Origin of the sequence: Halarcobacter sp. (assembly GCF_963675975.1) — a bacterium.
GTDB lineage: Bacteria > Campylobacterota > Campylobacteria > Campylobacterales > Arcobacteraceae > Halarcobacter.
In genome coordinates, this window is the sequence record NZ_OY780939.1 from 1,550,947 (window position 1) to 1,564,702 (window position 13,756).

The window sequence follows — 13,756 nt, forward strand, 5'->3', positions numbered from 1 at the left end:
ATTGGTGGGTCAGTAGTTGTGTTGTTTTCAAAAAATAAAAAAACTAAAAAGGAGAAATAATGTTACCTTTCATTGCAGGAGTTGCAGCGGGTGCTGTTGCCGTTGTTGCTTATAACAATAACAAAGAGATAAGAGATGGTGTTAAAACTGGAGCAAAAAAAGCAAAACAATTTGCAGAAGAGGGATTTGAAAAAACTAAAGAACTTACTAAAGATGTAAAAGCAACTGTAAGTGAAAAAGTAGAAACTCTAAAATCAAAGAAAAAAGAAGAGATAACAGAAGAAAAAGGAGAAGTAGTTAATGGCAACTAATTTAGCAATTGACACAGGTGCACCAAGAAATGTTACAGGACATGTAGTAAGTGGTTCACTTGCAGCTGGAGCTTTAGCAGCAGGAATAAATTATAATAAATATAAAAAGGGTCAAATTGGAAAAAATGAGGCTATCCAAGACTCATTAAAACTTTCAATTCAAGGTGGAATTGTTACAGGAAGTTCTATTGCAGCTGCTAATTATGTTGGGGAAGGAAGTTATATGAAAATGTTAACTGCTCTATCTCTTGGTATGGCAGGAGTTTATGCTGTAGAGAAAATCAATGAAAAGTTTACACCTAAACACATGCCAGAAGAGATTATTGAAGAAGAGGAAGAAAAATAATGGTTGATAATACAAATAATACAATAAATGCAAATCCTTATATAAATCAAACAGCTCAAACAGCAAATACTCAACAAGCACAAGATGTTAATTTAGTTAATCAAAATCCATATATTGATAATACTGCAAATAGTAGTTTATTAGGTTCTTTTGATACAAATAAATTTTTAATGGGTGCTGTTGTTGGAGCTGTTGGGGCATATATCTTAACAAATGAAAATGCACAAAAAGCGATTTTTAAAACAATTGCAAAAGGGAGTACTTTATTTAGTGCTGGTATTGAAGAGATGAAAGAAAGATTTGAAGATGCAAAAGCTGAAATGGAAGCACAAGAATAAGAGATAAAATGGCTCAAAATAATATAAAACTTTTACACAAAACTCAAAAAAGAGTTAGATTTTATTTAGAAGACTTAAAAAAAGAGGATTTTAATATTTCATCTTTAGTTCAGTATTTACAATCTATTAATGGAATAAATAGCGTAAGAGTTAATAAAAAAATTGGTTCTATTGTTTTTGAACATGATGGAAAAGCTTTTGATACTATAGAGGATTTATTAAAAAAACTTGATTTAGCTAGATATAAAGTTTGTGATACTTTTTTAAGTGATTGCATTGATTGTGTAGGTGAAGAAAAACCAAGTTTAAATGGAGTTTTAAGAGCAAGTGCTGCTTTAGGTGCAGAAAGATTTATTGATAATGATATTGCAAAATTTGCAATTACCTCATATGCATCGAAACCTTTACTTATAGAAGGAACAAAAGAGCTTTTTACTGAGGGACTTACTTCTAAGGTTTTAGAAGCTACAGCTGTTGGTGTTAGTATTGCAAGAAAAGATTATTTTGCTGCAAACAGTACCAATGCAATGCTAGAACTAGGTGAATATATAGAAGAAACTACTGTTCATAAAAGTGATGATTTAATAAAAGAGTTAGCAAAACCAAATGTAAAAAAAGCTTGGATTGAAGTTGAAGAAGATGGAAATGTTGTACAAAAGCTAGTTGATACAGCTCGGATTAAAATTGGTGATATAGTTATTGTTGGTGCAGGGGATACAATAGCTATTGATGGACATATTATTTCAGGTACTGCTTCAGTTAATCAGGTTTCAATGACAGGTGAGAGTGAACCTGTTACTAAACAAAGAGGAAATAGAGTTATCTCTGGAACAGTAGTTGAAGAAGGAAGACTTAAAATTTGGGCAGAATATGTAGGGGAAGATACTGCAACTGCTAGGATTAAAAATTATATTGCTTCATCTTTAAATGAAAAATCAGCAGTTGGTTTAAAAGCTACAAAACTTGCTGATAAACTAGTACCTGTAACTTTAGGTTTAGCTGGTGTGTCTTATTTTATAAATAAAGATTTTGAAAGTGTAGCTGCTGTACTTCAAGCAGATTACTCTTGCGCACTTAAATTAGCAACTCCAGTTGCTTTTAAATCATCTATTTCTAAAGCAGGAAAAGATGGGATTATGATAAAAGGTGCTAAGTCAATTGAAGCCCTAAATAATGCAGACACTTTTGTTTTTGATAAAACAGGAACTCTAACTTATGGGGAACTTGAAGTTGAATCAATAAACTCTTTTGACAAAGAATGGAAAGAGGATGATATATTAAATCTTACTGCAAGTGCTGAAGAACACTATTTTCATCCTGTAGCTGAAGCAGTTGTAAAAGCTGCTAAGGAAAAAGGTTTTATTCATATGCACCATGAAGAAGTAGAGTTTATAGTAGCCCATGGTGTAAAAACTATAGTTAATGACAAAGAGGTTGTTATTGGAAGCAGACACTTTTTAGAAGATGATGAAAAAATTGATTTTTCTAAATATGAAGAAAAAATTGAAGAGAGTTTACTTGATGGAAAAACTCTACTTTATGTGGGGTATGACAAAAAACTTCTTGGTACTATTGAGATGAGAGATAAAGTTAGAGAAAATGCAAAAGAAACTCTTGCAAAACTTAGATCTCTTGGGGCTAAAAAATTAGTTATGCTTACAGGTGATATTCAAGAAAAAGCTGATGCTTTAGCAAATGATTTAGGTATAGATGTAGTATTTGCCAATATGAGACCTACAGATAAAGCAGATATAGTTAAAAAGCTTAAAGATGAGGGTTCTAATGTTGCTTTTGTTGGAGATGGGATAAATGATGCTCCTGCTCTTATGAGTGCACATGTTGGTATAAGTATGAGTAAGGGTGCAGATATCGCAAAAGCTACAGCTGATATTGGTCTATTAAAAGATGATTTAGCAGCTATTTGGGAAGTAAAAGAGTTGGCAAATAAAACAATGAAACTTATTAATTATAATTTTGCTGCAACAGTAGGAATTAATAGTTTGATTTTAACAGGTGCAACTGTAGGGTTATTTTCACCAGTTACTACTGCTTTTTTACATAATGGAACAACAATAGGTTTATTACTTAATTCAATGAAAGGAGTAAATGTAAAAAAATAGTTTTACATTTAAAATAATATGGAAAAACAAGAGATAAAAATAGAAGAAAAAAAACCTCTTTTACCAAGAATTGATATTGATTTAGATACAAAAAAAGAGATTGCAAAAATAGGTATGACTGCCTCAATGGGTATAACAGTTGCAACATCAATGTATATGAAAAATAAGTTTATGAAAAGACTTCATGTTGTTGCTGGAGTTGCTTTAGTGGGTTTTTCTTATTGGCATCATACTTTATATCAGCCAGCTAAGAAAAAAGAGAATAAAGAACTTCCTACTCCTTCAAATGAAAAACAGACAGAAGATAAAGAATAATAAGTAGTAAAATACTACTCTCTTTTTCTTTTGTAAAACTCCCTTATAACTAAACTATTTTTTAATAGTTATAACTTTAAAAAGTGTATAATCACTTTTTTAATAAATAAAAACCAAAAAGGTTTTAAAATGGATTATAATTTATCAATCAAAGGTATGACCTGCGCTGCTTGTTCAAGTAGAGTGGAAAAACTTTTAAACAAAAACGAAAATATTGAAGATGCAACAGTAAATCTTACTACAAATAAAGCTTTTTTTACTTCAGAAGATAAACTTGATTTAGACCCAATTATTGAAAAAATAGAAAAATATGGATTTGAAGTTGAAAAAGAGAAAATAGAGTTTGATATTACAGGTATGAGTTGTTCGGCTTGTTCTAGTAGAATAGAAAAACAAGTAGGAAAAATGGATGGTGTTGTTGAATCAAATGTAAATCTTACTACAAATAAAGGAACCTTTACTATTTTAAAAGGTTTACAAACAAGTGATTCAATAATAAAAAGAATAGAAAAACTAGGCTTTAGTGCTAAAGAGGCAAAAGGTGTTGAGCTTAATAATCATGATGATGAACTAAAAGCAAAAAAAATTAAACTAATAATCTCAGCACTATTTAGTATTCCTATGCTTTTAGGGATGTTTGATATGATGTTTAACTTAACTTTCATACCAGATATTTTTTCAAATGGTTATTTTCAGTTAGTTCTTGCAACTGTTGTTCAGTTTTATTGTGGAGCACAGTTTTATAAAGGAGCTTACTCTAACCTAAGTCACTTTAGTGCAAATATGGATGTACTAGTAGCCATGGGGACAACTGCTGCATATTTATTCTCAATTTATAATATTACAACTGGTGGACACTTATATTTTGAAACTTCTGCTGTATTAATTACTTTAATATTATTGGGAAAATATTTAGAACATAGAGCAAAAAGTAAAACAAGCGAAGCAATCTCAAAACTTCTAAATCTAACCCCTAAAAAAGCAAATGTTTTAAGAGATGGAAAAGAACTTACTTTAACTACAAGTGAAGTTTTAAAAGATGATGTTATTTTAGTAAAACCTGGTGAAAAGATTCCTGTTGATGGAGTTATAATTGAGGGTGAGAGTTATATTGATGAATCAATGGTAACAGGAGAGAGTAAGCCTGTTAAAAAATCTTTAGAGAGTGAAGTAATTGGTGGCACAATAAATGGAAACTTTACTTTTAAATACAAAGCAACAAAACTAGGTGATGAGAGTTTCCTTTCACAAATAGTAAAAGTTGTAGAAGAAGCTCAAGGAAGTAAAGCATCTATTCAAAGATTTGCTGATGTTATTTCTGGATATTTTGTACCCACTGTTATTGTCTTAGCCTTTTTAGTATTTGCTTATTGGAATTTTTTAGCAAAAGATACAACTCTTGAAACTGCTTTAATAAATATGGTGGCAGTTTTAGTTATAGCTTGCCCTTGTGCTTTAGGTTTGGCAACTCCAACATCTATTATGGTTGGAAGTGGAAAAGGTGCACAAAATGGGATTCTTTTTAAAGGTGGAGAATACTTAGAAAATATGCAAAAAGTTGATACAGTTGTTTTTGATAAAACAGGAACAATAACAGTTGGAAAACCAAGTGTCACAAAGGTTTTGGCAAAAGATGAAACAAAAGTTTTACAACTAGCTGCATCTATAGAAAAACACTCAGAACACCCAGTTGGAAAAGCTATTACAGACTTTTTTAAAGGTGAGCTTTTAGAAGTTAAAAATGTGGAAGCTGTAACTGGACTTGGTATAAAAGGTGAGATTGATTCAAAGCAGATTTTAGTTGGTTCAAAAAAGTTTATAGAACAAAATATTAAAATAGAAAATGATGATATAAAAGATGAGGTTGGTTCACTTATTTATGTGGCTTATGATAACACCTATGAGGGTGTAATAGTAGTTGCGGATGAGATTAAAGCAACTACAAAACAAGCAATAGAAGAGTTGAAAAAACTAAATATCAATGTGTATATGTTAACAGGTGATAATGAAAAAACAGCCTTAAATATTGCAAAACAAGTTGGTATTGATAATGTATTTGCTGAGGTTTTACCAACACAAAAAAGTGAAAAAGTAAAAGAGCTTCAAGAAAAAGGAGCCTTTGTAGCAATGGTTGGTGATGGAATAAATGATGCACCAGCACTTGCTGTTGCAAATATTGGTATTGCTATTGGAAGTGGAACTGATATTGCCATAGAAGCTTCAGATGTAACTTTACTGCAAGGTGATATAACAGGTGTTAGCAAAGCTATAAATCTAAGTAGAAAAACTATGGCAAATATAAAACAAAATCTTTTTTGGGCATTGATTTATAATATAATTGGTATTCCAATTGCAGCAGCAGGTCTATTAAACCCAATTGTTGCAGGTACTGCTATGGCATTTAGTTCAGTATCTGTTGTAACAAATGCTTTAAGATTAAAACAAACAAAATTATAAAATAGGAGAAAATATGAAAGAATTAGAAATTGGTGTAAATGGTATGAATTGTGGACATTGTAAAATGGCTGTTGAAAATGAATTAAAAGATGTAGCTGGTGTAAATAACGCTGAAGTTAGTTTAGAAGAGAAAAAAGTTACTGTTAGTTTAGAAGATGAGTCTTTATCTGTAGATAAACTTTATGAGGCTATTGAAGAAGCAGGGTTTGAACCTGTAAAATAGTTTCAAAAGCAGCTTTTATGCTGCTTTTTCTATAAGAAGTTTTTTTAAGTCCTCTTTTGCATCACCTGTTAAGTGAAGGTTGAAGTTTTCAACTAAGAAGTTAAATATATCTTCGTTTACAAATTGTGGTGGTTTTGGTCCAAGATAGATATCTTTTACACCTAATGAGAATAGGGCTAAAAGAATAATAACTGCTTTTTGCTCCATCCAAGAAAGAACAATAGAGATTGGTAAATCGTTTATTGGAGTATTTAAAGCTGAACTTACAGCTTTTGCAATCTCAACTGCACCATTTGAATCATTACATTGACCTAAATCTAAATATCTAGGAATTCCAGTACCTTCAATCTCTCCAAAATCGATATCATTGAATCTAAATTTCCCACAACTTGAAGTTATAATCACACAATCTTCTGGTAAGTTTTCAACTAGCTCTCTATAATAATTTCCTGCACTTCCAGGTGCATCACAACCTGCTACTACAAAGAATTGTCTAATTTTTCCCTCTTCAACTGCTTTTAGTATTTGTGGTGCCAAAGTTAAAATAGTTTTATAGTGATGACCAGTTGTTAAAGTAAGATTCTCTTGCATATTTGTATCTTCACACTCTAAAGTTTTTTCTATCAATTCATCAAAGTTATCATCAACTATAGCTGTTCCACCTTCTATTCCTACAATTTTATATGTGAAAACTCTATCTACATAAGATGCATTTTTCTTTGGTGGAACAATACAGTTTGTGCTTACTACAAATGTTCCTTTAAATTTTTCCATTAGTTTTGCTTGGTCAAACCAAGCTTTTCCAACATTTCCTTTTAGGTGAGAGTATTTTTTTAACTCAGGGTAAGCGTGAGCTGGAAGCATCTCAGAGTGAGTATAGATATTTATCCCTTTATTTTCTGTTGCTATTAAAAGTTTTTCTAACATATCTAAATTATGTCCAGTAACTAATATAGCTTTTCCCTCTACCACATTTTGGCTAACTTTTACAGGTGTTGGAATACCAAATTTGTTTGTGTGTGCATTTGATAGTTTATCCATAACTTCAACTCCTGCACTTCCAACTTTCATTAGTTGGTTTATATGGTCATTAAAATTAAAGTTCACATTTGTAAGTGTGAAATATAAAGTTTCACTTATAACATCGTCTACATTTTTTGTTTCATTTGGTTTTAGTTCATTTAAGTGTTCTCTATATGCACTTAATCCTTTTAATCCAAAAATCATAATATCTTGAAGTCTTGCAAGGTTTTCATCTTTTCCACATGTACCCATTGAAGCTCCTGTTGAACCACAGCCATTTGGGGCACTCATTTCACATTGATAACAAAACATACTCATAAAAATTCCTTTATTTTTTTCTTGAGTTGCAATACTATATGAAATAAAGATGAGTTTCATTGATTGGAATCAATAATACTATTATAGTACCATCTTAGTGTATAATTGTAATGGTTATTTAAGTTAAGATATTTAATAATCAATAATTAATTAATATAGGAAAAAGATGGCAAAAAAATTTCTTCAACAAGTTTTAGCTTCTCATTTTGTTAAGTTTTCACTAATTCCCATTTTAGTAGTTGAGGTTGCATTATTAGTACTTTACTTTTCAATAAATGCATATATTTCATCAAAAAACACAAATTTACTATTAAGAGAAGCTCAATCTCATGCAAAAGATATCTTATCAAATGAAGTTAAACTTATAGAAGATAAATTAAATGAAGTTTCGATGATGGCAAAGCTTTTGCAAAATGAACATCAAGTAATATTCAATAATCCTAAATACACTGCTTTACCAAATGGTGAACCTAGTTTTGATGTTGCAGAAAATGGTGTTTTTTATAAAACTAATAAAGTTGGTTCAAGTGTTTATTACTCTGCCCAAACAAAAATAGATGAAAAAGCAAGAGCAAAAGCTACTTTTACTGAAGCAATGGATACTAGTTTTAAAAGTATAACAGAGATAAATCCTATTATTGTTGCAACATATTTTAATAGCTGGGACAATATGAATAGACTTTATCCTTTTATTGACAAAGTATATGAACAATATGGTCCTCATATTCAAATGGAAGATTACAATTTTTACTATTTGGCTGATTTAGAACATAATCCTAAAAAAGAACCTGTATGGACAGGGGCTTATCTGGACCCAGCAGGAAATGGTTGGATGCTTTCTTGCATTGTTCCTATCTACAATGGTGATTTTTTAGAGGGAGTAACAGGTTTAGATATAACTATTGATAGTTTTGTAAAAAATATTTTAAATACAAAACTAGCATATAATGCAAAACTTTTTATGATTAATAAAGATGGTATGATAATTGCTATGCCTGAAAAAATTGAAGACCTTTTGGGACTAAAAGAGTTAAAAAAACATTTATATACTGATAATATTTTAAAAACTATAGAAAAACCTGAAGAGTTTAATATATTAAAAAATAAATCCCCATTTGCATCACATTTTAAAAACCTTATTGAAAATAATTTAGAATCAGATTCATTAAAAATCAAAGAGAATGACTATTTAACTTTGCAACAAACAGTAAGTGCAACAGATTGGAAACTTATGGTTTTAATAGATAAAAAAGAGATTTTTAGTTCAATTGAAAGTTTAAAAGAGTTATCTAATCAGATAGGATACTTAGCAATAGGATTTTTATTTTTATTTTATATTATATTCTTTTATATGCTTTTAAAAAGAATAAATAAATTTTCTCAAGTTATAACTGAACCAATCATAAAGTTATCAGATCAAACTTCCGAGATAAAATCAACTGATTCAAAAGTTGAACTTATAAAAACTGATATTAGAGAAATAGAACAACTAAACCAAAACTTTTCAAGTATGATGAATGAATTAAATGATAGTACTAGAAAACTTTTTGAAGCCAAAGAGTTAGCAGAAGAGTTATCTAGAGCAAAAGATGACTTCTTGGCAAATATGAGTCATGAACTAAAAACACCATTAAACTCAATTAATGTTATTAGTGAATTGATGAAAAACAATAATACTGGCAATCTAGATGAAAAACAAATAAAAAGTTTAGGGATAATCAATAAGTGTGGGAAAGACTTGTTATATCTTATAAATGATGTACTTGATATATCTAAACTTGAAGCTGGACATATCCAACTTGATTATACAACTTTAGATATAAAAGAGTTAATGGAAAATATAAATGATATGTTTAGTTCTCAAGCTGAAGAAAAAGGGATAAAACTCAATTTAGAGATGGATAAAAGTTTGAATTTTATTCATAGTGATGAAGCTAGAATTAAACAAATTGTAAAAAATCTATTATCTAATTCTTTAAAATTTACGCCAAAAGATAAGAACATATTTTTTAAAGTAGAAGATGAAGGTAAATTTATTAAAATATCAGTTGAAGATGAAGGTATAGGTATACCTGAAGATAAATTGGAACATATTTTTGATAGATTTAAACAAGTTGATGCAAGTACTACCAGACAATATGGTGGTACTGGTCTTGGACTTGCAATATGTAAAGATCTGTTAAAGCTTTTAGATGGAGATATAAAAGTTTCAAGTGAAATTGGAAAAGGTAGTAGGTTTGAAGTATTTATACCTAAAAATGAAGATAAAATAGATGAGCTATTTAAAAAGAATTTTGAACTAAAAAAATTATCTAAAAGCAAAGTTTTGAAAGATATGATATTAGTTTATAATAATGACCCAATAAGTTTTATGCATCATATTATGGAGATAAAAAAACATTTTGATACATCTTTTACAACAATATTGGATGAGGTTATACAAAAATATAAAAAAGAAACTTCAAAAGTTTTAATAGAGGAAAAAAATCTAACTCAAAATGATATAGATAAAATTATTAACAATATAAAAAAAGAAGATTTAATTGTTATTTCAGAAGATAAAGAAAAATCTAAATTTAAAAACTTTGCAAACAAAGTAATAAAAAAGAGTTTTAATATAGAAGAATTATATTAAAACTTTTCTCCATAATATCTATCAAAAAATCTAAATTTATTTGTATTTAATATAGTATATGTTAAAACAATAACATATGCTATGATAAAAAATGACATAAAGTATGTCAAATCTATCATCAATATTGTAATATTTTTAATAAAATATTGTAATATTCTCACATAAATCAAAAAGGAAAATTTAATGTCAGCAAGAGTATATGATACTGACTATGAAGTCGGTCAAGATAATGTTGAAATAATGGGAATGGATTTACATAACCCAGTATTTTTTATGAGTGCAGTGTTAATTTTATTGTTTGTAATATTAACTCTATTGTTCCCAGCAGGAGCTAAAGAGGCTTTAGAAAGTGCAAAATGGTGGTCTATAAATAATTTTGATTGGTTATTTATGCTAGCGGGAAATATATTTGTTCTTTTTTGTTTTGTTCTTATTTTTTTACCAGTTGGAAAAATAAGACTTGGTGGAAAAGATGCAAAACCTGAATTTTCTAGAATCTCTTGGTTTGCAATGCTTTTTGCAGCAGGTATGGGTATTGGACTTATGTTTTGGAGTGTTGCTGAACCAGTTGCTTATTATACTGCATGGTATAAAACTCCATTAGGTGTAGCAGCAAATACTCCTGAAGCAGCAAGTATGGCAATGGGTGCGACAATGTATCACTGGGGATTACACCCTTGGGCTATATATTGTGTTGTTGCTTTATCTTTGGCATTTTTTACATATAACAAAAAGTTGCCATTAACAGTTAGATCTGCATTTTATCCAATCTTTGGTGATAAGATTTGGGGATGGCCAGGTCATATTATAGATTTATTAGCTGTTTTAGCAACCATATTTGGTTTAGCAACTTCTTTAGGTCTAGGTGCACAGCAAGCAAGTAGTGGATTACACTTTTTATTTGGAGTAGATGCTAGTATTTCAACCCAAGTTGCAATTATTATTTTTGTTACAGCAATAGCAACTTTTTCAGTTATTAGAGGAGTTGATGGTGGTGTTAAACTTTTAAGTAATATAAATATGTTAATTGCTGTATTTTTACTATTCTTTGTAATTTTAGCTGGTTCATCATTTGGTATATTTTCAACATTTTTTTCTACAGCAAAGGATTATATTGTAAATATTATCCCTCTTAGTAATTGGGTTGGAAGAGATGATACTGATTGGTTCCATGGTTGGACTGTATTTTATTGGGCTTGGTGGATATCATGGTCGCCATTTGTAGGTATGTTTATTGCAAGAATTTCAAAAGGTAGAACAGTAAGAGAGTTTATCTCTGCAGTATTATTAATACCAACAGTAATTACTATTTTATGGATGAGTGCATTTGGTGGTTCAGCTCTAAAACAATCAATTTCTGGAATAGGAGAATTAGCAAATGGTATTTCTGATGTATCTCTGTCTATGTTTCAAATGTTAGAACATTTACCTTTTGCATCAATTACTTCTTTTTTAGCTATTGTATTAGTACTTGTATTTTTTATCACTTCGTCAGATTCTGGTTCATTGGTAATTGATAGTATCACAGCAGGTGGTAAAGTTGATGCGCCGGTACCTCAAAGAATATTTTGGGCAGTAGTTGAAGGTCTTATTGCTGGGTCTTTACTTTTTGTTGGAGGAAAAGAAGCATTAAAGGCATTACAAGCAGGTGCTGTAACTACCGGTTTACCTTTTACAATTGTATTATTGGTTATGTGTGTATCATTATATAAAGGTTTAAAAACTGAAAAAATATAGATTAGGAAGCTTTTCCTAATCTAATAAAATCACTTTTCTTATTTTACTTTACTGTTTTATTTTATGAAATACAAACTTTATTTCTACCAGTCTCTTTTGCTTTGTATAAACCTATATCTTTTTTTACATGAGAATTAATTGTTTTAGAGTAATCTTCTATATTAGTTACTCCCATAGTTACAGTTTGATTTATAGTAGCTTGACCTGATGTAAACTTCTACCTGTTGGAGCAGTAAAGCTCATGGTTGTTTATACTAATAAATGCCTTAATGATTTTATTGTTTTTAATAGTAATTATCATTTAACTCATGTTTCAAAAAAGAATTTAAATATTATTAGGACTTTTTTTAATTTCATTTTTGTAAAAAGATTCCAAAGTATATTTTCCCTCTTTTGGAGCAATCATATCTATTCCCATAACACTTAGAAAAAACTCAATTGGCCCATAGGTTTTTGAAGATAAAAATATAGGTAATATTTTTAAAATAAATTTTCTTAGAAAATCTGGTAAATAGGTGATTTCAGGTTTTTTATTTAAGATTTTAAAAGCAAGGTTTGCAACTTCTTTATGGGAATATATTATTGGTCCACCAACTTCTAATTCTTGATTTTTTAAATCTATAGAATCTAAACAAAATTTAGCTAAATCTGTACCATCGATTGGATTTAATTTTTTATCTCCTTTTCCAAAAAGATAAACTCTACCGCTATCTGCCATTTGTAAAAAATCTTTCATATCCGAATAAAAACCATTTGGTCTAATTATTAAATACTCTAGATTTGATTTTTTTAATTGTTCTACAAACTTTTCTTTTGCTTCAAATATTTTTATATTTTTTAATTTATCTCCATTTAATGCAGAGATATAAATAAATTTTTTCACACCACAGTTTATAGCTTCATTTAAAATATTTAGATTTGCTTGATAATCTACATCCATATAAGTCAGATTATCTTTTTGTCGGGTTATTCCAAGTGTTGAAATAACAATATCAACACCATGTAACTTTTGACTTAATGAAGCAGGATTTGTGAAATCAACTTGATAAACATATTTAGTTTTTATAATAGAATCAAATCCTTCATTCCACCTTCTTGTTAGAATTATGGGATTGATTTTTCTACTATTCATCTCTTTTGCTAAATGTTGACCTAAATATCCTGTTGCACCTACTAAACATATATTCATAATATTTCCTAGTATTAATATTCATATTATAATTGTATCTTTATTGTTATTTAAATAATTATTATCGTATGGTTACTTGTAGTATATTAAAATTAATTTTTATAAATTAAATGGTGCGACCGACGAGATTTGAACTCGTACACCCGAAAGCACTACCCCCTCAAGATAGCGTGTCTACCAATTTCACCACGGTCGCTTTGAAGATTGAGATTATATCTTTTTAGCTTTAAAAAAATGTTTAAATTCTAAAATTTAGAAATAAAAAAAGGCCAAGAGGAGAACTCTTGACCTTTTAGGTTTTTTATAATATCTGTAGTTAAATCAGATCTTACATAAATGGATTAGCATATAATGCGATCATCGCAATAACTAATGCATAAATAACTTGTGCTTCGATCATCGCTAATGCAATGAACATAGTAGTCATTAATTTTCCACCTAAACCTGGGTTTCTAGCAGTACCAGCAATAGTTGCAGCAGCAGTATTACCCATACCAATAGCACCACCAAGTGCAGCAAGACCAAGACCAACACCTGCAGCAACTACAGAGTAAGCTTTTAATAATTCACCAGCTTCTGCTTCAGCAGCAAAAGCAAAACCAGCTAAAGCTAGCATTAAAAGAACGATTTTTTTCATTCTATATTCCTTAAAATTTATTTTTTTAACAAAGTCCGTTCGGCTTGCGTATCCCTACTTATCACTTTGCATAGGTGGTATTTTATAAATTTTTTAATTAAACTTTT

Annotated in this window: 12 protein-coding genes and 1 tRNA gene; 9 read left to right on the plus strand and 4 right to left on the minus strand. The window is 29.5% G+C overall.

The features are described 5' to 3' along the window. The first annotated feature begins 59 nt into the window (after window positions 1–59). From ACKU3H_RS07590 to ACKU3H_RS07620, 7 genes are all read left to right on the plus strand, one after another. Entirely contained in the window at window positions 60–311 is a 252-nt protein-coding gene (locus ACKU3H_RS07590) for a hypothetical protein (RefSeq protein WP_320036374.1), read from the plus strand. Further along, window positions 301–657, plus strand: a complete 357-nt coding sequence (locus ACKU3H_RS07595; RefSeq protein WP_320036375.1) for a hypothetical protein — start codon at window positions 301–303, stop codon at window positions 655–657. The genes ACKU3H_RS07590 and ACKU3H_RS07595 overlap by 11 nt, the downstream gene beginning before the upstream one ends. Further along, on the plus strand, window positions 657–995 hold the full coding sequence (locus ACKU3H_RS07600) for a YtxH domain-containing protein (protein WP_320036376.1): 339 nt from the start codon (window positions 657–659) through the stop codon (window positions 993–995). The genes ACKU3H_RS07595 and ACKU3H_RS07600 overlap by 1 nt, the downstream gene beginning before the upstream one ends. Before the next feature lie 8 nt (window positions 996–1,003). Continuing rightward, window positions 1,004–3,115 carry a heavy metal translocating P-type ATPase gene (locus tag ACKU3H_RS07605; RefSeq protein WP_320036377.1) on the plus strand — a complete coding sequence of 704 codons (2,112 nt, stop codon included), beginning with the start codon at window positions 1,004–1,006 and terminating at the stop codon, window positions 3,113–3,115. Between the two features lie 18 nt (window positions 3,116–3,133). Continuing rightward, window positions 3,134–3,430, plus strand: coding sequence for a hypothetical protein (locus ACKU3H_RS07610; RefSeq protein WP_320036378.1), 297 nt, complete (start codon window positions 3,134–3,136; stop codon window positions 3,428–3,430). Window positions 3,431–3,559: 129 nt separating this feature from the next. Then, on the plus strand, window positions 3,560–5,887 hold the full coding sequence (locus tag ACKU3H_RS07615; RefSeq protein ID WP_320036379.1) for a heavy metal translocating P-type ATPase: 2,328 nt from the start codon (window positions 3,560–3,562) through the stop codon (window positions 5,885–5,887). Between the two features lie 13 nt (window positions 5,888–5,900). Next, the gene (locus ACKU3H_RS07620) at window positions 5,901–6,110 is read left to right on the plus strand and encodes a cation transporter (RefSeq protein WP_320036380.1); all 210 of its coding nucleotides are present in this window, start codon (window positions 5,901–5,903) and stop codon (window positions 6,108–6,110) included. Between the two features lie 15 nt (window positions 6,111–6,125). On the opposite strand, the gene hcp is transcribed toward ACKU3H_RS07620, so the two are convergent. Then, window positions 6,126–7,451 (minus strand): hydroxylamine reductase, encoded by a 1,326-nt coding sequence (hcp, locus tag ACKU3H_RS07625; protein ID WP_320036381.1) that lies wholly within the window; start codon window positions 7,449–7,451, stop codon window positions 6,126–6,128. Between the two features lie 166 nt (window positions 7,452–7,617). On the opposite strand from hcp, the gene ACKU3H_RS07630 reads away from it, so the two are divergent. Together ACKU3H_RS07630 and ACKU3H_RS07635 are read left to right on the plus strand one after the other, a co-directional pair. Then, the gene (locus ACKU3H_RS07630) at window positions 7,618–10,086 is read left to right on the plus strand and encodes a sensor histidine kinase (protein WP_320036382.1); all 2,469 of its coding nucleotides are present in this window, start codon (window positions 7,618–7,620) and stop codon (window positions 10,084–10,086) included. A 183-nt stretch (window positions 10,087–10,269) separates the two neighbouring features. Further along, the gene (locus tag ACKU3H_RS07635) at window positions 10,270–11,823 is read left to right on the plus strand and encodes a BCCT family transporter (protein ID WP_320036383.1); all 1,554 of its coding nucleotides are present in this window, start codon (window positions 10,270–10,272) and stop codon (window positions 11,821–11,823) included. Window positions 11,824–12,148: 325 nt separating this feature from the next. Here the strand turns inward: ACKU3H_RS07635 and ACKU3H_RS07640 are convergent, their stop codons facing one another. The 3 genes from ACKU3H_RS07640 to ACKU3H_RS07650 all read right to left on the minus strand — a co-directional run bounded on the left by ACKU3H_RS07640 (window position 12,149) and on the right by ACKU3H_RS07650 (window position 13,649). Continuing rightward, the gene (locus ACKU3H_RS07640) at window positions 12,149–13,012 is read right to left on the minus strand and encodes an SDR family oxidoreductase (protein ID WP_320036384.1); all 864 of its coding nucleotides are present in this window, start codon (window positions 13,010–13,012) and stop codon (window positions 12,149–12,151) included. 111 nt (window positions 13,013–13,123) lie between these two features. Further along, window positions 13,124–13,208: transfer RNA gene (locus tag ACKU3H_RS07645), tRNA-Leu, on the minus strand. A 132-nt stretch (window positions 13,209–13,340) separates the two neighbouring features. Beyond that, entirely contained in the window at window positions 13,341–13,649 is a 309-nt protein-coding gene (locus tag ACKU3H_RS07650) for a F0F1 ATP synthase subunit C (protein ID WP_320036385.1), read from the minus strand. Window positions 13,650–13,756: the final 107 nt, after the last annotated feature.

Bases quoted from the DNA above. Each gene is read 5' to 3' on its own strand.
- ACKU3H_RS07590 (WP_320036374.1), top strand. From the start codon at position 60: ATGTTACCTTTCATTGCAGGAGTTGCAGCGGGTGCTGTTGCCGTTGTT.
- ACKU3H_RS07595 (WP_320036375.1), top strand. From the start codon at position 301: ATGGCAACTAATTTAGCAATTGACACAGGTGCACCAAGAAATGTTACA.
- ACKU3H_RS07600 (WP_320036376.1), top strand. From the start codon at position 657: ATGGTTGATAATACAAATAATACAATAAATGCAAATCCTTATATAAAT.
- ACKU3H_RS07605 (WP_320036377.1), top strand. From the start codon at position 1,004: ATGGCTCAAAATAATATAAAACTTTTACACAAAACTCAAAAAAGAGTT.
- ACKU3H_RS07610 (WP_320036378.1), top strand. From the start codon at position 3,134: ATGGAAAAACAAGAGATAAAAATAGAAGAAAAAAAACCTCTTTTACCA.
- ACKU3H_RS07615 (WP_320036379.1), top strand. From the start codon at position 3,560: ATGGATTATAATTTATCAATCAAAGGTATGACCTGCGCTGCTTGTTCA.
- ACKU3H_RS07620 (WP_320036380.1), top strand. From the start codon at position 5,901: ATGAAAGAATTAGAAATTGGTGTAAATGGTATGAATTGTGGACATTGT.
- hcp (WP_320036381.1), bottom strand. From the start codon at position 7,451: ATGAGTATGTTTTGTTATCAATGTGAAATGAGTGCCCCAAATGGCTGT.
- ACKU3H_RS07630 (WP_320036382.1), top strand. From the start codon at position 7,618: ATGGCAAAAAAATTTCTTCAACAAGTTTTAGCTTCTCATTTTGTTAAG.
- ACKU3H_RS07635 (WP_320036383.1), top strand. From the start codon at position 10,270: ATGTCAGCAAGAGTATATGATACTGACTATGAAGTCGGTCAAGATAAT.
- ACKU3H_RS07640 (WP_320036384.1), bottom strand. From the start codon at position 13,012: ATGAATATATGTTTAGTAGGTGCAACAGGATATTTAGGTCAACATTTA.
- ACKU3H_RS07650 (WP_320036385.1), bottom strand. From the start codon at position 13,649: ATGAAAAAAATCGTTCTTTTAATGCTAGCTTTAGCTGGTTTTGCTTTT.